This window comes from Arcicella aurantiaca (genome assembly GCF_003148625.1).
Taxonomy (GTDB): Bacteria; Bacteroidota; Bacteroidia; order Cytophagales; family Spirosomataceae; genus Arcicella; species Arcicella aurantiaca.
Genome location: NZ_QGGO01000024.1, coordinates 33,328 through 52,954, shown reverse-complemented (window position 1 = coordinate 52,954; position 19,627 = coordinate 33,328). Strand labels below are relative to the sequence as shown.

Genomic DNA, 19,627 nt, shown 5'->3' with positions numbered 1-19,627 from the left:
TATCTTCTCTTTATCTCAAAAAACTGATTACAAGGGTAAAATTCAACTTGCATTTATCAAATATTTTGTATAAATTTTACTTCCTAATAAAGACCCTGTTTAAAACTAAAACTAATCGGTTATGAAAAAAGTCTCCAATCTTATTTATCACAAAGGAAATACCGTTACGGTAATCGACGCATCAAAAACGGTTTATGATGCCTTAGAAATTATGGTTCAAAAAAATATTGGAGCATTGGTTGTTTACGACGAAGATAAATTCGTTGGGGTAGTGACTGAGCGAGATTATGCCCAAAAAGTTATTGTAAAAGGCAAACATTCGCATGATACTTTAGTTTCTGAAATCATGCAAGTATCGCCTACAACCGTAAAATTTGAAGATTCTATTGAAAAATGTATGGAGTTAATGTCCGACAAACACATACGTTATCTGCCAGTAGTTGCCGATAGCCACGTAGTTGGTTTGGTTTCGATGGGTGACGTGGTAAGATATATTATTGAAGACCAGAAAAATACGATTCACCATTTACAGAACTTTATTTCTGGAGGAATGTAAGGATAGATGATAGTTTAAAGAGAATAGTGAATAGTTTAAAATGCGGTATATTTACTATCACCAAATACAACTATTCACTATTCTCTTTTAATTATTCTTTAACTAAACGTCAAATCCTGCTAAATCTTTAAATTCTGCAACACGAGCCGTCAATTCTTCTTCTGATAAATCTAATAAACGTTCTGTTCCGAATTTTTCAACGCAGAAAGAAGCCATTGCTGAACCATAAACGATTGCACGTTTCATGTTTTCGAAAGAAATATCATCTGTTTTCGCTAAATAACCGATAAATCCACCAACGAAAGTATCTCCTGCTCCTGTTGGGTCAAAAACTTCTTCTAATGGCAAGGCTGGACAGAAGAACATTTTATCTCCTTGGAATAACAATGCACCATGCTCTCCTTTTTTGATAATCAAGGTTTTAGGTCCCATTGCCATAATTGTTTTTGAGGCAGTTCTCAATGAATAATCTCCTGATAATTGGCGAGCTTCTTCGTCATTGATACACAATACGTCAACCATTTTCAAGACAGTTTTCAAATCGTCCATGGCAATATCCATCCAGAAATTCATAGTATCCATGGCAATCAATTTCGGACGATTTTCCAAACGGTCAATTACCGTTTTTTGAACTGCTGGCGTTAGGTTTCCTAACATCAAATATTGACAGTCTTGATATTCAGCAGGAACGATTGGGTCAAATGTTCCTAAAACGTTCAATTCTGTCACCAATGTGTCACGAGAATTCATATTGTTGTGATAACGTCCAGACCAAAAGAATGATTTTTCACCTTTTTTAATTTGAAGACCTGTCGTATCAACACCTTTATTTTGAAGTAATTCGATATATTCTTGAGGGAAATCTTCTCCTACTACGGCTACTAAGTTGATAGGCGTTTTGAAATAAGATGCCGACAAAGAAATGTACGTACCTGCACCACCAATAATTTTGTCTGTTTTTCCGTAGGGAGTTTCGAGGGCATCAAACGCCACCGAACCGATTGCTAATAAACTCATTCGTTGATTTTAAGAATTAAAGTTGAGGATAAACCTTGTAAATGTAAGCCAAAGCACTATTGCTTAGGTTTTTATGAATTCACAAAGGTACAATATTGTTCTGAACTATGATTTATGGGTTTACTGAAATTAAAAATATTGGTATGAACTATGATTTATGGTATTGAATGATTTTAAATTTTGGTCTGAACTATGATTTATGGGATTGAATGATTTTAGGATTACAAAATTCACTAATTTATAACCTACTAACTCACAATTCACCATTCACTAACTCACTAAACCGCTTCAATTAATGCTTCACTTTTAATTTGTCCGCCTTGTGGTTTCAAATCTCTCGACATATAACTATACACCGCAGGAATAATGTAAAGCGTTAAGGTTGTGGCAAATAACATTCCTCCTACTACGGCAATTCCCATCGAAACTCTACTTTGTGAACCCGCACCCAAAGCCAATGCGATTGGTAAAATACCTAAAATGGTACAAAGCGAAGTCATCAAAATTGGGCGAAAACGAGCCACTGCGGCTTCTTTAGCAGCTTGTAGTTTTGAACTTCCTTGTTCTTTCCGTTGATTGGCAAATTCTACAATCAAAATACCATTTTTGGTAACTAAACCAATCAATACAATAATTCCGATTTGTGAGAAAATATTTAAGGTTTGTGAGAAATCCCAAAGTGATAATAATGCCCCTGCAACCGCCAAAGGAACAGTCAAAAGGATAATTAATGGGTCAACAAAACTCTCAAATTGAGCCGAAAGAATTAAATAAATCAGAATCAAAGCCAAAGCAAAGGCAAAAACTAACGAAGAAGACGATTCCTTAAACTCCTTCGACTGACCATCATAAGCCGTTGAGAAAGAAGGGTCTAAAACCTCTTTGGCAATTTTATCCATTTCGTCCAAAGCTTCGCCTAATGTCACTCCTTTAGCCGCTTGTGCTTGTACCGTTGCAGCCACATAACGATTGTATCGGAATAATTGAGGTGGTGTACTTTGTTCCGTAATTTTCACCAAATTGTCTAATTGTATCAATTCATCACGATTACTTTTTACGTACAATGAACGTAAATCGGACACGTCATTACGCTCAGGACGGTCAATTTGTCCAATAATTTGGTATTGCTTTCCATTCATCAAAAAATAACCAAATCTACGTCCAGAAAGCCCCAATTGAAGCGTTTGAGCCACATCTTGGATTGAAACTCCTAAATTTTGTGCCTTTTCACGGTCAATTTCTAAGCGTAATTCTGGTTTAGTAAATTTCAAATTTACATCGGCAACTTCAAATTTTGACGACTCCCGAACTTTAGCCATAAACTCTGGAATTGCTTTTTTCAGTTTGTCAAAATTTGCCGCTTGAATTACAAATTGAACTGGCAAACCTCCGCCACGTTGCCCTGTTTGTATGGTTGGCTCTTGGATAACAAACATTTTTGCCCCCGTATATTTTTTCAATTTAGGTTGAATTTCCTCTACAATTTTCTGTTGTGGTCTTCTGGCAATGGTATCACGCAAAACCACACGCATCGTTCCTGTATTTGCTCCACCATTTCCAAAAGGTGGCGAAGTTACCGTTACAACGCCCACTCGTTCGGTTGGTGATAATTCCTTCATCAAGAAATTTCCCATTTCGTCGGTAATTCCCAACATATACTCAAAAGTAGCTCCTTCTGGGGCAGTTGCCGAAATTCTAAAACCGCCTCTATCTTCCATTGGAGCAAGTTCTGAAGGAATTGCATCAAATTTGAATAACGAATAAATGATGCCAATAAACAAAATCATTAAAACCCAAGCCGTACCTCTAATGCGAAGAAAACCAGCCAATGAATTTTCGTAAGCATTGGTAAATCCTTGAAAAAATGGTTCTGTAACTCTGTAAAACCAAGGATGATGATGCCCTCCTTTCAGAATTTTAGAACTTAACATTGGCGTTAATGTCAGCGAAACAAAGGCTGAAATAATTACCGAACCCGCTACGACAATCCCAAATTCACGGAAAAGTCTTCCTGTAATTCCTTGTAAGAAAATTACAGGTAAAAACACCGCAGCTAAAGTAACAGTCGTAGAAATTACGGCGAAATAAATCTCTTTTGAACCTGCCAAAGATGCTTCCCAAGGCGACATTCCTTCCTCGATTTTGGCATAAATATTTTCCAAAACCACAATGGCATCATCTACCACCAAACCAATTGAAAGAACGATTCCTAACAAAGTCAATACGTTGATAGAAAAACCCATCACGTACATAATGAAAAATACGCCAATCAATGAAACAGGAATAGCCGTTAATGGAATGAGTGTTGAACGCCAATCACGCAAGAAAATGAAGATAATTAAAGCAACAAGACCAATAGCGATGAAAATGGTTTCTTCAACTTCAGTAATTGAGCGTCTAACAAATTGCGTATAGTCAAAACCCAAAGTAATTTCAACGTCGTCGGGTAACGAGCTTTCTATTTGGACTAATTTTTTCTTTACATCATCAACAATTTGAATCTGATTTGCCCCTGGTTGCGGAATTACTGCTACCGCAATCATCGGAGTCATATCTCTTTTGAAGAAAGTTTTTTCATTTTCAGGAGCGAGTTCCGCAAAACCAACATCGCTAAATTTTACAACTTTATCAGCTTCTTCACGGAGAATTAAATTATTAAAATCCTCGGGAGTAGTCAAGCGTCCTTGTGTACGAACCGTTAACTCAGTCATTGCTCCCTCAATACTTCCAGAAGGTAATTCAATATTTTGCTTAGTTAAGGCACTCACAATATCTGGAGCAGTTAAGCGATAGGAAGACAATTTTACAGGGTCAATTCTCAAACGCATGGCATATTTTTTCTCCCCCCAAATTTGTACTGAACTCACGCCTGCTACGGTCTGAAATTTCTCTTTGATATTTCGAGTAACCAATTCGTTCAACTCTAATAAATCTCTTTTTTCAGATTTAACATTAATAAAATAGATAGGATTTGAATCGGCATCGGCTTTGGCAACCACTGGAGGGTCAACATCTTTCGGAAGATTTGCCAATGAACGAGCCACACGGTCTCGGACATCGTTAGCAGCATCTTCAATATCGACAGTTAAATCAAACTCAACGGAAATGGTTGAACGTCCATCTCTACTCGAAGACGTAAGTGTACGAATACCCGCAATACCGTTAATAGATTCTTCTAAAGGCTCAGTAATCTGCGACTCAACAATATCTGCGTTCGCCCCTGTATAATTGGTCAGAACAGTTACTACGGGCGGGTCAACGCTTGGAAACTCTCGAATACCCAAATAAGTATATCCAATTACACCAAATAGAATAATTAAGATAGACATTACAACCGCTAAAACGGGTCGTTTAATACTGGTTTCAGAGATAGAAGCCATAATTTTGGATGTGTTTGATGAAGTTAATTTTCAGTAAATTATAAAATTACTGACTGAATAGCATTGTTTATTCTTTCCGAACACTGTTTTAGTGTCCATTTTTGCTGAACATTTTGAATGGAAAATTTTGCCATTTCATTTCTTAATTCTTGATTTTCAACCAATTGCTGAATACAATTAGCCATTTCAACAGGATTCGGATTCGTTAAAAATCCATTTTTACCATGAATAATTGTTTCTCTCAAACCACCTTCAGCAATCGCAACAACGGGCGTTCCGCAGGCATTAGCTTCTAAAGGAGCAAAACCAAAAGGTTCAAGATTTGATGAATAAATCATGCAAGTTGCTCCACTTAGCAATGTTACCAAATAATCGTCTGCAACCATTTTTTTCAGTTCCAATTCAACCTTTAATGATTGAGCTAAATCTTGCATTGCTTGATAATAATCTTCATCAACCAAATTGCCTACCCAAATAAGTTTTGGACGTTTTTCTTTAATCTCAGCGATGGCTCTTATGGCTAACTCTTGGTTTTTATGTTTCATAAATCCACCAAGACCAATTACGTAAGATTCTTGTTTTTTACTTTCAGCAGGTTTAAATAATGAATTATCTATTCCTAAATAACACACTTCAGAATTTAATCCATAAGCTCTTTTACAGCTTTCCATTGAAAAGTATGAATTGACCAATACTTTATCAAATGCTTGAAAATTTATTTGTTCCTCTCGAACATACACCCTTAACTTATGTGTACGCCATAGGTCACTAAAAAAGTAAATCCAAAACTTAGGACTAAGTTTATTTAAAATCCTTTCTGGAGCCGACCAAACTTGTCTTGGCATTGCTTCATATAAATACCGATTGGGTTCATGCAAATACAAAACACTTGGAATATCCAAATATCTTGCAATAAATGGAGCTGCATATAAGTAACAACTATGAGCAAATAATACCTCAAAATTACCTTCCTTTATTTCAGAGACACACTCCTGACAATGTTCAATCATTGCTCGCATATTAGCATCTTTATTAAAAAACAAAGAGTCCATTCTTTCGCTAAAAGTAGGTTGTTCGTTACTAAGATTCAATGCTACTTTATGAAGTTTTACATTGGTTGGAAGTTTCATAAATCCCTCAGCATCTGGGGAATTTGCCCAAACTTCTACTTCATGTCCATTTTCTACTAATCCCTGAATATGATATTGCAAAGCTCGACTTGCTCCGCCACTATGCAAATTGTGCCAGATGGCTATTTTCATTTGATTGTTTTTAAATTAACTGATAAAATATTTTACACGTAGCGGATTTTTTCACAATGGTGTTTAAAATTCTTAATGTACTGTAAACTATTAATCGTTAATTATAAATTTATCAAATGCCAATTGGCTCAATTAGGGTGTATTTTTCTTAGAAATTGATTAGGGTTTGTAAAAATGAAAGTCTTAATTTTAAGATTTCAGAATCATTATTATCTATTTAATGACTTCCCTTATATCAACGTCCCCGTCGGGTTTAACTTGTAGAATACCCGTTGTAATGAGCGTATCGCCCATAGTCAAACCAGAAATTACTTCAACCGTTTTTTCACCTCTAACGCCTAACTGCACTTTCATAGGTGTTGCTTTGCCATTTTTAACAACAAAAACTTTACTTCCTTTCAATTCTGGAATCACCGATTCAGTCGGAATCATCAAAGCAGAACCTTTGCTTTTTAGTACCAATTCTACTCTTGCAAAAGACCCCGGAATTAATTTCCGACTTGGGTTAGGTGCAATAGCTCGAATCTGTAATGTTCGAGTATTCGGGTCAATTTTAGGGTCAATGGCATAAACTGTTCCTATAAATTTCTGTTCAGAGTTTTCAACGGTAAAGTCGATTTTACTTCCTGATTTTACAATCGAGGAGTATTTAGCAGGGATTGCGAACTCAATTTTAGCGGGATTTGTATTGGTAAGTGTAGCAATTTTTGTGGTTGGTGAAATATAGCTTCCCAAACTTACAAATCTAAAACCTATTGTTCCATCAAATGGAGCTTTCAAAGTCATTTTTTGGATTTGGGCAGAAAGGTCTTCAATATCAGCCGAAATAGTATTCACAGAATTGACAGCAATATCGTATTCTCGTTGAGAAATCGCTTCCTTATCAAGAAGCTTTTTTTGGCGAGCTTCATTATCTTCAGCTAATTTTTTATTAAAGCCCAATTTTTTCAAACGAGCCTGTAAATCTTCATCATTGATATGTAATAAAGTTGTGCCTTTACGCACAAAATCGCCTTCCTTGATATTAAGTGTTACAATTCTACCTGAGATTTCACTACGGATTTCGACCTCCTCATTTGGGAGTATCGTTCCGTTGGTATTCACTAAATCATCAAGACGAGTAGGTTGAAGAATAGTCACAATTACAGATGTTTTTCCTCCTCCTTTTGCTCCTCCTGAGATTTCTTTCTTGTTATTTTCCTCTTTAGGCTTCAAGAATTGCTTAATCTTTGGGAAAAAAAACAAACCTATTATAATAAATATAGTAAGTACCGTCAGAATATTCTTCGTAATTTTTGACATAGATTTTAGAATTGATGAATTGAATTTAATCCCGAAAATACGTAAATAATTATTTTAATCAATAACTATCAACCATTTAAAGGTTGAATCAATGACATTAGAAGAGTTTATCAATCAAAGTCATCCATTTTCTCTACTATCAAAACACTTTGTTTATTCATAGTACCTTTACCTATCTTTTGTTTAGCCATTTCATAGTAATACTGAATTATCGCAAAAATCGAAATGTAGAAAAAAATAACTCCTAATGTTTTATAGAAACTCCAATGATTAAGGATTAAATCATCAAGCATTATAAATATCACCAAAGCAGACAATGACGAAACACCTATCAATATTCTTACCACATTCTTATCTGACATTCCCAAGTAAGCAAAATGATGTGTCGTATGGTCACGCCCGCCCACAAATGGCGAAACACCACGAGCCAACCGTCTGATTGTTACCGTTGTGGTATCAATTAATGAAACGATAAATGCTAAAGCAGGAACTAAAAATTGATGTGCTTGAAAACCTCCAGTTGTTTCATCTCTAAATATCCAAAAATATTGAATACTTACCCAAGCCAAAAATGCCCCTAAAAATTGACTGCCTGTATCACCCATGTAAATCTTAGCAGGATGCCAATTAAAAAATAAGAAACCAATCAAAGCTCCAATTGTTCCAATAATCAGAATTACATCTACCAAGTTCAGACGCTCTAACTTTATCATTATCATAAGTGCTACTAATAATGATGTAAGAGAAACACCTGTTACAACACCATCCATATTATCCAACATATTGATTGAGTTCATCATACCCACAACCCAGACTATTGTAAACCAATTATTCACCCAATCAATATTACAAATGTGTATAAGATTTTCAGAAAGCATAAAAAACAATCCACACACAAATTGCCCTACAAACTTTACAAGCGGACTTGTATTATAACTATCATCCGCTAAACCAACAAAAAAACCAATAGTCATTGGTAATAATAAGCCTACCATTAGATAATTAGAATCCCATTTAAGGATATTAAAATAAGCTAACGAGCTAATCAAAATCATTAATAGAATAAATACTGCATAAAATGACATTCCCCCCAAAGGAGGCTTTGAGGCACTTGCCCATCTAATTTGACTACCTCCTTTATTTTTCCCAAAAGATGAAGCATTTTTAAGGAAAAAGTTATTAACCCCATAAGATGTACATAGGGAAATGAAGATTAATACTGAAATAATTATAATAATTGAGTACAATTCGGTCATAATTATATTAAAAATAATCGGAAGTATGTACTTCATGTCGCAAAACCTCACCCGTGCGACGGTCGCCCCAACCCCTCTCCGATGGAGAGGGGAGAAAAATGGGGTCGAATGCTCCCCTCTCCATCGGAGAGGGGTTGGGGCGACCGTCGCACGGGTGAGGTTTTTTCGACTCAAATTTAACTTACGACATTAAGTATATACTTCCGAAAATAATAGAACAAGTCATGTCATTATTTATTAAACAACTCCAAAATCCTATCTATACCATCAGAAAGAGGGAGTAATTCTCCCTGTAAAATTTGCTTCATTTTAGTATTATCAGGTTTTCTACGAGTCATATCTCCTTCCTTAAGAGCAGGCAAATGAATGATTTTTGATTTAGAATTTGTTTTGTCAATCACTAATTTTGCTAAATCTAAAATGGTCATTTCAATATCAGAACCAAAATTGATGACATCATTTATTACCAAATCGTCATTCAAAATTCTAATAGTAGCTTCTAAATTATCTTCTATAAAGCAAAAGGTTCTTGTTTGGAGTCCATCGCCATAAATGGTAATATCTTTATTTGACAAAGCTAATTTAATGAATTTGGAAATTACAAAATCAGCACTTTGCTTAGAGCCATACGTATTGAAGAATCTAAAAATTGTATAGTCCAAATTGTATTCTTTTTTATATGACTTCAAAAAAGCCTCTCCTATATTTTTCACAATAGCATAAGGAATTTTAGAGTTTAAAGGCGTTGTGTGTTCATTTTGAGGAAATTCAACAGGTTCTCCATACACTTCAGAAGACGAAGAAAAAAAAACTCTTTTCACCCCTGTGTTTTTGGATAGATTCAATACATTTTTGATACCCTCTATATCTTGTAATACCAATAAAGGATAATCCAATGTTCTGGCTACACCAACAACAGCCGCATAATGAAAGACATAATCAAACTTATATGCCAACATGATGTCTGAGAGATGTTCATGATTATTTACATCACATTCTATAAATTGGTAGTTATTAGGGAAAATTGAAGGGATATTTTCTCTGCATCCAGTTGAAAGATTGTCAATTGAGACAACAAAATAATTGGGATTGACGATTAGTCGTTCTGCCAAATGGCTTCCAATAAAGCCAGCTCCGCCAGTAATTAGGATTTTGAACATTCTTTGAATAAAATAAATATAGAATAACGTTATTTTGTGTGTAAAACAAAAAATGACGAACCTTGAGAGTCCGTCATTTTTGCAAATATTATATGCTACTATTTCTTAGATAATTTCTTAGAAACAGCACCAGTTTCAGTCTTTAATGTATATAAGTATGTTCCAGAATTTATTCCTTCTCCCGAATATTTAACGGTATGATTACCTTCTGATACTTCTTGGTTATCCACTAAAGTTGCGATATTTAAGCCCATGATATTTGTAATTGATAGGCTAATTTTTCCTGCTTTAGGAACGTAATATTCAATCTCAACAGCCGACTCGAATGGGTTTGGATAAGCATACATACTTACTTTATCACTTGTTTCAGCCCCAGCAATTCTTGATGAAGATGCAATTTTAGCAATATTTGCTCTAAAAGTCGAACCACTTTTTGCTGAAAATCCAGGTAAAAGCGTTACAGACTTTCCAGCTTCATAATGAACTTTTGCTTCTTCACTTACCACGTTAGAAGCACTAATTCGTTCAGTTGCTACTTCGTGTTTGGTAGTCTTATTGATGTTATCAGTAATTTTCAAGTTTACATCTTGAGCAGAAGCAACTCTCACCGACATCACACAAAAGAACATTCCAACTATTTTTAGATAAGTTCTCATCTGATTTTAAGTTAAAAGGTGTTAAGCATTTGGCGATAAGGATTAGTATTTCACGTAAATACTTTATACCTCATACCTTATACCTCATACCTAAGTGAGTGACTACTTCTTTCTCAATTTACTCATTTGTTTCTTCAAAGACTGAATTTCTGCAGATTGAGCATCATTAGCTTTCTTCATTTCTAATAAATAAAGAGTCAACTCCTCTACTTTCTCCAACAATTTAATGTCCGTCTTATTCAAATTATTACCAGTTGACGCCATTTCAGTAGCACTTGGTACATTTGGTAAGTGTCCGTTGATAGCAATAAATTTATCAACTTCTTCTAATGACATTCTTTTATAAGAAGGCTTGAAAACATAATCAGGCCAAGACTCAGCACCTTCAACTTTAACATTCACTTCTTTAGACAATACACCACCTTTAACGATAAGAGCATTACCATCTAAACCAGCACCATTGATAACAACACCATTTGTGCTATTGTTATACAAATAACCATCAGCATTCTTCCAAGTGCTTTCAGCAATTGGATTTGTGGCAGTAGTTGTAGCACCACCAGCTAAAGCAACTAAAACAACATTACCAGAGCCATCAACGCTCAATACTTTAGGAGAACCACCTGATGCAACAGTAGCACTTGAAGAGTTCAAATTAGCAAATCTTAAACCTGAAGCTCCTGCTGCTAAACCTTGTCCTGTGATAGTTGTTGCTGCTTGTCCTAAGACTACTGTGTTGCTTAAAGTCGCAGCTGCATTAGCTCCTATAGATGTGCTATTAGATATGCCTGAAGAACCTACAGCTACCCCAGAAGAAAACCCAATAAAAGTATTATTGTATCCTGTTGTTAAATTTTTGCCCGCATAAACTCCTATTCCAGCATTATTCACTCCAGAAGTTAAAACTTCTGCACTTGCAGCACCTAAAAAAGAATTAAAGTCACTGGTACTATTAGCACCTGAATTTAAGCCAATAAATGTACTTGCATTACCAATCGCATTTGCAGACCCAGCATTTGTACCGATATACAAATTATTACCCCCAACTGTGTTAAATCGTCCAGCACCAGCACCAATAAATGTATTTGCAGATCCACTACTATTACTCACACCCGCAGAGGTACCTAAAAACAAATTTATATACCCTGTTGTATTTACTAAACCTGCTTCTTTTCCAATAAAAGTATTTGATGTACCTGTATTTGATAAACCTGTCCCTTCACCAATAAATACATTATCTGTACCTTTATTACTTAGAACTTTTTTGCCACCAATTTTAAATTCGCTATCAGTAAGAATATTTAGCCCTCCACCAGTTACATCAACTGCATTCGTAATTGTCAATGACTGTCCAACCGGAGCAGTAATCGTTTGAGCATTTGCAGACAATATCCCTAAACAGCATATAAGTCCAGAAAGTATTTTTGTTTTCATGATTTTCTATTATTAAAAAGTTTGAATGTTTTTCTATAAACGAAATTCTTTATTTTCTTTCAATTTACCAATTTTGTAAGATTATATATTCAATATAATTTATTATTCGGAATTTATTGAATTTTAACCTTATCTAATTCTTCATAAATAGAATTATTACTAATATATTCAGGAACAATACTTTTAATCTGACCAATTAATTCTCGATTATTACCTTCATACAATAATCTTTCCAATTCATCTAAAACAATCTCCATCACTCCAAAACTTGGCGTAACTACCTTAGCACACATAATTTTAGGATGATGGGTAGAAAGCGTATTTTCATTATTATTCAACAATTCCTCATATAGCTTTTCTCCAGGCCTTAATCCAGAATACTCTATTAAAATATCTTTACCTTCTCTCAAGCCAGAAAGGGTTATCATCTTTTTGGCTAAATCGGTTATTTTGATAGGTTCTCCCATATCAAATACAAAAACCTCTCCACCATTTCCCATGGTTCCTGCTTCCAAAACTAACTGGCAAGCTTCTGGAATAGTCATAAAATAGCGAGTTATTTCAGGATGAGTTACCGTAATTGGACCTCCTTGTTCTATCTGTCTTTTAAAAAGCGGAATTACTGAACCGTTAGAACCCAATACATTACCAAAGCGAGTAGCAATATATTTAGTATTCACCCCACTTACATAATTCATACTTTGGGTGTACATCTCTGCGACTCTCTTAGTTGCTCCCATCACATTGGTAGGATTAACCGCTTTATCAGTCGATACCATCACAAATTTAATAGCCCCAAACTCAGCCGAAAGCTCAGCAATTATACGAGTTCCTATGATATTTACTTTTATTGCCTCATAGGGATTATTCTCCATCATCGGAACATGTTTGTACGCAGCTGCATGAAAAACAAGATGTGGACGTGAAGCCCTAAAAATACGACTCATGCGAACTTTATCCGAAACATCCCCTATCGCTATTTGTATGGTAGTATTATTGGGAATTAATTTCTTGATTTCAAACTCTAAATCATACAAAGTAGATTCAGCTTGATCTATCAACACAATTTTAGCAGGAAAATAACGTAATAGTTGCCTAACTATTTCACTTCCAATTGACCCTGCTGCTCCTGTCACCATGATAACTCTCCCATCAACCTCTTTACCTATTAATTGGTTATTTATCTCAATTGAATCTCGTTCCAACAAATCCTCAATCTTCACATTATGAATTTGGTTGACTGAAAATTCTCCATTAACCCACTTTTCAACGGGTGGTAAAGCTTTCACCACAATTCCTTTCTCCAAGAAAAAATCACTAATTTGTCGCTTAGCCGAAGGAGTTATTTTCTTAATCGCAACAATTACATCAATATCCTCTATATCTTGACCCAAAAACTTATCTACTGCTTCTTCACGACTATATACTCTTATTCCTTCAATCGTTTTATTCACTTTAGCCTGATTATCATCTATAAATCCCAATATATGATATCCTTTAATTTTATCATTCAACAATACATTTTTAGTAATTAATCCAGAATACCCAGCTCCATAAATCAGTACATTCTTTGAAGCTTTAAGTTCAACAATTAAAGACTCATAAATAGATTTCACCAAAAAACGGCTTGAAACCAATAAGAAAAGGCATATAAAATAATCTATCCCTAATATAGAGAATGGCACATAATAGGGTGTATCAAAACCATATATATATCGAATAATCAAAGATAAAGTGCCTGCTACAAAGGAACTGAGAGAGATTGTTTTGAGGAGTAAAATGGCATCTTCAATACTGGTATGGCGAATAATCCCTGTGTAAGAGCGAAAATAGAAGAAACACCCCAGACGAATGTATAGCATGAATAGGAACTGTCTGCCAACTATTTCCCCATTAATTGCATTAATGTGGAAATTATGCCTTAAAACATTTGCTATAACGAATGAAAGAGACACAATTATAACATCAACTGCTAAAATGAGCCACCGAGAGACAAATTTATTCGAATATTTTGACAGTAAATGTTCGGACATAGAAATGTAGTTTTTACAAATTAGAAAAAGTATCGGAACTATAAATGGTTTGTCACAAGACAAACGATAGACCACAGATGAAACGGATTGTACTGATTTTCGCTGATTTTTCTTTATTTTATCTGACTACCTCCCAGTGTAAATCTGTATAATCCATTCAATCTGTGGTCTAAATTTATCTGCGACAAATAGTTGATAGTTCTGAAAAATATTTAGTAAATAGCCATATTTATCAATTTTACCACCAATTTAACACTTTTCCAAATACCAAATGCTTTAACTTATTAAACGGTTAGTAACATAACCTTTCGTTTGATAATAAAATATAATACAGAAAGACTAATTATGATACCAAAACTAACAAGCCATTGTGTTTGCTCACTACTTTTTAAATTAAAGATTATTATCACACAGATAATAGCTTGTAGCAACATATATAATGAAGCCATAAGTAGATGAGGTATTTTTAAGGTATGCACAATTACTTGAAATAAATGAAGACGATGTGCTTTAAAAATATTCTCTTTTAATAATAAGCGATGAATGATAGTTAAAACACTATCTACCCCATAAACTGCCAAAAAGAGGATATAAATTGGATTATAATCTTTTACAATAAGTTTTATCAATAAAAATATAATAATAACTGCGATTGAAATACTACCGACATCTCCGGCAAAACATTTTGCTTTCGTTCTAAAATTAAAATAGTTAAATACTATTAACCCCATCAGAATAAAAACAAAGAATTCGTTATCCATAAACTTTATGTGATAACTATTAATGAACCATAATGCCCCAATAACCACCATACTATATCCACCCGTTATACCATTAATACCATCCATGAAATTGTACGCATTAATAATACCAACACCAATAATTAATACTCCAGTCCATATCCACATTGGATTGGAGAAAAAGTGTAATTCAACTAAAATTAGAATAATGGCTAAAAATTGGAAGGGTAATCGGTAGCGATTTGGAAGGGTAAAAATATCATCTAAAAAGCTAATGACTGCAATGGCTGTAATACCCAAAAAAAAGAGAGGGTATTCGAAATTAGAGTAAATGAAATAAAATAGAACTGACATAAAAAAAATAACACCTCCACCTCTAATAGTAATGTCAGTATGTAAACTTCGAGCATTAGGTTTATCAATGATGTTAAAGCGTTCAGCTACTCGAAAGTATATCAACTCTGTAATGAATAAGCAAAGGGTGACAAATATAAATATCATTTATTAAAAGATTCAATTGTTTTTCTTAGACCATCTTCAGACGAAACAGGTAAATTTTTACCCAATGCAGATTTTATTTTTTGATTTGAAACTACGTAATTTTCTGTCATTTTCATTACTCTTTCTGTATTTAGGGGTAATGGCAAATAATCTCCAATTTTTGCAATGAGATTTATGATAAATTTAGGGATTTCCCAGATTAAAATCTTTTTATTTGTTACTTCACTAATTAGCTTTATTAAATCTTTGGTAGCAACTGGATCATCATCAGCTACATGATAAATTCCCGAAGAAATATCATTTCTTTCAATAAGCTCTTTTATTACAAAGCAAAGATTTTCAACACTTAAGAATGACCGTTTATTATCATAAGCACCTAATGGATAAGGTATGCCTTTTTTAACAAAATTATAGAGAAGTGTTAAATTTCCTTTGTTCCCTTCTCCATGAACCATACAAGGACGTAGAATATAAACTCTTTTATCTTTTGGCAAATTGGCTAAAATGTATTCTTCTGCTAATCGTTTGGATTTGCCATAATGAGTTAACGGATTGGGAATAAAATCTTCCGTTAAAATCTGTTCTGAAGTGTCAGCTACAGCTTTAACCGAACTTAATGTAATAAAGACTTTGGCATCAGAATCCAAGAACGCATCAAAGACTTTTTTAGTTAGTTCTGTATTTACTTCGTAATATTCTTGTGGATTTGATATACATTTTAAATCGTGTGCTTTTCCGATAAGATGTATGAAGGTGTGTGCATTATATTTTTTTTCAATGGAAGTTAAGTCAATTAATTGTTTTTTATTAATTGTTTTCAAAGAAAATTCATAAAATTTAGAAAAATATTTAGAAAGATTAATTCCAATAAAACCAGATGAACCTGTTACAATAATATTTTTTATCATTTATTAAGATACTTGACTATACAACAATTTGTGTTCGTCAATGAATTTATTTCTTGAAAAGTTTTCTCTATCCTTTATTGCATTATTACTTAATCGTGTTTTAAGAACACTGTTATAGTACAATTTTTCAATTAAGGAGATTATAGATAATATTGTTTCATTGATATCCAAGGATGGATTAATTAGAAATCCATTGTAACCATCTTTAACAAGATCATTATTTCCTCTTGAGTCCATAGTAATAACAGGAACACCCATTGACAAAGATTCAAGAACACAAGTAGGTAAACCTTCTTTTTTACTTGGAAATAGAAGTGCATCAGATATAGCTAAGTATTTTGGCACTTCACTCGTGTAACCAATATTAATTATATCTTGATGACTATCCATTTTTTTTTGTTCAAATTCATTAAGTCCGCATGAATGAATACTGTCTTTCCCACCTAAAAGTATTAATTTAAACTTTTTAGGATATTTTTCTGAAAGATAAAAAAAGGATTTAATGACTAAAGAAAAACCTTTAAACTCAACAAATCTACCAGTAAAACATATTACGAATTGTAAGTTAACATTTAAACTATTTTTAAGATTTTCCCTCATGCGTATTGAGAAATTGTTCTTACTAAATTTATCTATATCACATCCAAACCCTTTACAATTATATTTGTGAGCAGGCAATCGTTTTTTGCTATTTAATAATAAAAAATCTTCATTATTAACAAGAAATATTCTATTTAATCGCAAAAAACATAAATTTTCCACTACTGAGAATAATAAACGTCGAAATCCTTCACTTGAATTCAGTCCAAGACCATGAAATGTTGCCCAATAAATATAAGAATTATTTTTTAAAAGAATAGTAGGAAATGTGCCTGTTGTAAAATGCGAATGTACAATATCTGGTTTAACCTTATCCAATATTTTTCTAATAAAATAGGCAGCTTTTAATTGAGTTAATATATTTACACTCCGAGGAATATCCAAAAAATGTAAATAAAAATTAGAATAATTAAAATTATTTTTATCAGGAATATCGATTACTTTATAATTGGAGCAGATTATATGCAATTCTATGTTGCTATCCTTTATTAACTCCAGTGCTAACTCTGATAAAAAATTATTAAAACTTCCTAGCTCTGTTATTACAAATACAATTTTCATTTTTTAGAGTATGTTTTGGAATTATAACTTATTAATAATAAATGAGATAAATGCGATTTGTAACATAGCCTCAGCCGAAGCTATCGTTTTTTCCACGTCACGAAACAACCTTCGCCTAAAATTTAGCCAACCAAAGCTTCTTTCTACCTGCCAACGTTTTTTTTGTGGAATAAATCCTTTCGTTGATTCTGGTTTTTGTGCAATTTCAACCTCCCACTTATAGTTTACTTCAATATATTCTTGGAATGTGTTTTTATAGCCCATGTCTGCTATTATTTTTTGTAATCTTGACACTTTTCCTTTTAGCAGATCTACAGCTAATATACCTGCCTGATTGTCTGAAATATTTGCAGCAGTAACCTTAATTGAAAAGGGTAATCCTAAAGTATCAACAAGTATTGTTCGTTTTCGTCCATTTACGTTTTTATCCCCATCAATGCCTGTTTCTTGATTGATGAACTGGACTATTTTAACAGACTGACTATCAATAGCTAATAAGCTTGGAGTGCTTTCTTTTCCATTTCTTTTTCGTTCCATAATTACTAAGAATCAAGGATTTCGTTCCAAATACCACGTGCTTTTAATTCAGTGAAATGATAAAAAAACAGTTTCCCATGGGGGATATTTGCTGTCCAAATTTCTCCATTGAGTACCTGTGTTATTTATGGAAAATATGGCATTTATAATTGTCCTTAAACTATGCTTTCGCTTTCTTTGGTCGTTAAGTATTTTCTCAATAACTTGCCACAGTGCGACTGTCCGATGAGAATCGATGAATTCTTGAAATTTCTTTTTCATTTACTTTAGTTCTGATTAAACCAAAGTTACACCGATTCTCATTTTATTACAATTTTAACAAATTCCAAAACATACTCTTAGCTAAATAATAAAATATTAATATGTTAAATGGACGTTAATTTTTTGAATATTTTGATGCACCTACTTTACCAAATAGTCCATCATACCACCATGCATGTAAAATATATTTCAAATATTTTCTTTTAAGTATTTGGAATAATGTATTCGATAATAATGTAGGGGCGTATAGCATAACCCCAAATGGTCAGAACGTGGGCGTATGATATACGTTCCTACGATTTGACATTATTTTTATAATATCAATTAATTTGTTTTTCTTACTTAAGTAATTAAGCAGAATTAAATTATATTATATAAATTTACGGCATGAGCCGAAAGCAAAAATTTATCAACTTAACTGACAGCGAGCTTAAAACCTTGCGAGAAGGGTCTAAATATCATCCAAAACCTGAGTTTCGGATAAAGTGTCAGGGTTTATTATTGAACCATTCAGGCATGCAATTTAAAGACATAGCCAATTATTTGGAAGTTAATATTAATACCGTTGGTAATTGGGTAAAAACTTGGGAAACCAATGGTATTATGGGTTTTGTCCGTAAAAGTGGGCAAGGCTGTAAGCCTATTTTAAGTGTTACTAACCCAACCCATACCCAATTATTATCAAAATCAGTCGATGCTCACAGCCAAAATGTAAAAGCCATTCAAGCGGAGTTAATCAAAGAATTAGGAGTTGGTATGGGCGTGGATACTGTTAAACGCTTTTTAAAAAAAATAATTATTCATGGCGACGTATTAGGCGTTGTACCCACAAAGGGCAAGATAAAACCGCTTATGTCGATAAATACGAACGTTGGAAAATGCTCATAACTCTTTGGTTATTAGGCTATATTGAACTTTATTTTGCTGATGAGTCTGGCTTTACTATGCAACCATACGTTCCCTATGCTTGGCAAAAAAAGGGAGATACTCAACGTATTTTTGCCCGAAATAATAAAAAACGATTAAATGTTTTTGGACTTATGACTTTATCAGGCAAATTAACAGTATATCATAGCGAGCAATCTCTTGATGGACAATTTATTAAAAATGCCTTGGAGGATTTTGCCCTAAAACCCCATGAAAAACCCTATGTAATTGTACTGGATAATGGACCTATACATCATGCTAAAATTGTTAAAAACGAGTTTGATAAATGGGAGAAAAACCAAATGTCTTTTTTTTTCTTACCTACTTATAGTCCTCATTTGAACCCCATCGAAATACTATGGAAATCATGTAAATATAGATGGCTCAATAAAGTGAATTATAAATCGTGGGCAACCCTAAAAAAGGCAATAGTACTAATCTTTAAACAATTTGGCACATTATACACCATCAATTTCAACGAACTTATTATTAAAAATATTATCAAATTTAATTCTGCTTAATTACTTATGCTTTAG

17 protein-coding genes are annotated in these 19,627 nt (G+C 33.5%); 3 read left to right on the top strand and 14 right to left on the bottom strand.

Annotated features, from left to right (window positions below):
• Positions 1 to 121: 121 nt before the first annotated feature.
• A complete protein-coding gene (locus tag LV89_RS18490) occupies positions 122 to 556 on the top strand; it encodes a CBS domain-containing protein (RefSeq protein WP_109744408.1) in 435 nt (144 codons plus the stop codon).
• 102 nt (positions 557 to 658) lie between these two features.
• Here the strand turns inward: LV89_RS18490 and LV89_RS18485 are convergent, their stop codons facing one another.
• The 14 genes from LV89_RS18485 to LV89_RS25960 form a co-directional block, all read right to left on the bottom strand.
• A complete protein-coding gene (locus LV89_RS18485) occupies positions 659 to 1,573 on the bottom strand; it encodes a PfkB family carbohydrate kinase (RefSeq protein ID WP_109744407.1) in 915 nt (304 codons plus the stop codon).
• A gap of 278 nt (positions 1,574 to 1,851) precedes the next feature.
• Complete coding sequence (locus LV89_RS18480) at positions 1,852 to 4,953, bottom strand: efflux RND transporter permease subunit (protein WP_109744406.1); 3,102 nt, start codon at positions 4,951 to 4,953, stop codon at positions 1,852 to 1,854.
• A 38-nt stretch (positions 4,954 to 4,991) separates the two neighbouring features.
• Positions 4,992 to 6,215 carry a glycosyltransferase family 4 protein gene (locus tag LV89_RS18475; RefSeq protein ID WP_109744405.1) on the bottom strand — a complete coding sequence of 408 codons (1,224 nt, stop codon included), beginning with the start codon at positions 6,213 to 6,215 and terminating at the stop codon, positions 4,992 to 4,994.
• 213 nt (positions 6,216 to 6,428) lie between these two features.
• Positions 6,429 to 7,517 (bottom strand): efflux RND transporter periplasmic adaptor subunit, encoded by a 1,089-nt coding sequence (locus LV89_RS18470; RefSeq protein ID WP_109744404.1) that lies wholly within the window; start codon positions 7,515 to 7,517, stop codon positions 6,429 to 6,431.
• Between the two features lie 110 nt (positions 7,518 to 7,627).
• On the bottom strand, positions 7,628 to 8,773 hold the full coding sequence (locus LV89_RS18465) for an MraY family glycosyltransferase (protein ID WP_158279627.1): 1,146 nt from the start codon (positions 8,771 to 8,773) through the stop codon (positions 7,628 to 7,630).
• A gap of 230 nt (positions 8,774 to 9,003) precedes the next feature.
• Entirely contained in the window at positions 9,004 to 9,933 is a 930-nt protein-coding gene (locus LV89_RS18460; protein WP_109744402.1) for an NAD-dependent epimerase/dehydratase family protein, read from the bottom strand.
• Positions 9,934 to 10,031: 98 nt separating this feature from the next.
• Positions 10,032 to 10,589, bottom strand: coding sequence for a 3-coathanger stack domain-containing protein (locus LV89_RS18455; protein WP_109744401.1), 558 nt, complete (start codon positions 10,587 to 10,589; stop codon positions 10,032 to 10,034).
• 102 nt (positions 10,590 to 10,691) lie between these two features.
• Positions 10,692 to 12,023 carry a bZIP transcription factor gene (locus tag LV89_RS18450; protein WP_146199204.1) on the bottom strand — a complete coding sequence of 444 codons (1,332 nt, stop codon included), beginning with the start codon at positions 12,021 to 12,023 and terminating at the stop codon, positions 10,692 to 10,694.
• A 113-nt stretch (positions 12,024 to 12,136) separates the two neighbouring features.
• On the bottom strand, positions 12,137 to 14,056 hold the full coding sequence (locus tag LV89_RS18445; RefSeq protein ID WP_109744399.1) for a polysaccharide biosynthesis protein: 1,920 nt from the start codon (positions 14,054 to 14,056) through the stop codon (positions 12,137 to 12,139).
• Between the two features lie 284 nt (positions 14,057 to 14,340).
• Complete coding sequence (locus tag LV89_RS18440) at positions 14,341 to 15,297, bottom strand: MraY family glycosyltransferase (RefSeq protein WP_109744398.1); 957 nt, start codon at positions 15,295 to 15,297, stop codon at positions 14,341 to 14,343.
• Complete coding sequence (locus tag LV89_RS18435; RefSeq protein WP_109744397.1) at positions 15,294 to 16,205, bottom strand: NAD-dependent epimerase/dehydratase family protein; 912 nt, start codon at positions 16,203 to 16,205, stop codon at positions 15,294 to 15,296. The genes LV89_RS18440 and LV89_RS18435 overlap by 4 nt, the downstream gene beginning before the upstream one ends.
• A 3-nt stretch (positions 16,206 to 16,208) precedes the next feature.
• Positions 16,209 to 17,366, bottom strand: a complete 1,158-nt coding sequence (locus tag LV89_RS18430; protein ID WP_109744396.1) for a glycosyltransferase — start codon at positions 17,364 to 17,366, stop codon at positions 16,209 to 16,211.
• A 21-nt stretch (positions 17,367 to 17,387) separates the two neighbouring features.
• Positions 17,388 to 17,903, bottom strand: a complete 516-nt coding sequence (locus tag LV89_RS18425) for a transposase (protein WP_109744395.1) — start codon at positions 17,901 to 17,903, stop codon at positions 17,388 to 17,390.
• A gap of 48 nt (positions 17,904 to 17,951) precedes the next feature.
• Positions 17,952 to 18,164, bottom strand: coding sequence for a transposase (locus LV89_RS25960; protein WP_109744394.1), 213 nt, complete (start codon positions 18,162 to 18,164; stop codon positions 17,952 to 17,954).
• A 516-nt stretch (positions 18,165 to 18,680) separates the two neighbouring features.
• Here LV89_RS25960 and LV89_RS18415 point away from each other — a divergent pair.
• Together LV89_RS18415 and LV89_RS18410 are read left to right on the top strand one after the other, a co-directional pair.
• Positions 18,681 to 19,052: a helix-turn-helix domain-containing protein gene (locus tag LV89_RS18415; RefSeq protein ID WP_211321235.1), complete on the top strand. Its 372-nt coding sequence runs from the start codon at positions 18,681 to 18,683 to the stop codon at positions 19,050 to 19,052.
• Positions 18,977 to 19,612: an IS630 family transposase gene (locus LV89_RS18410; RefSeq protein WP_109744393.1), complete on the top strand. Its 636-nt coding sequence runs from the start codon at positions 18,977 to 18,979 to the stop codon at positions 19,610 to 19,612. Before LV89_RS18415 ends, LV89_RS18410 begins: the two co-directional genes overlap by 76 nt.
• Positions 19,613 to 19,627: the final 15 nt, after the last annotated feature.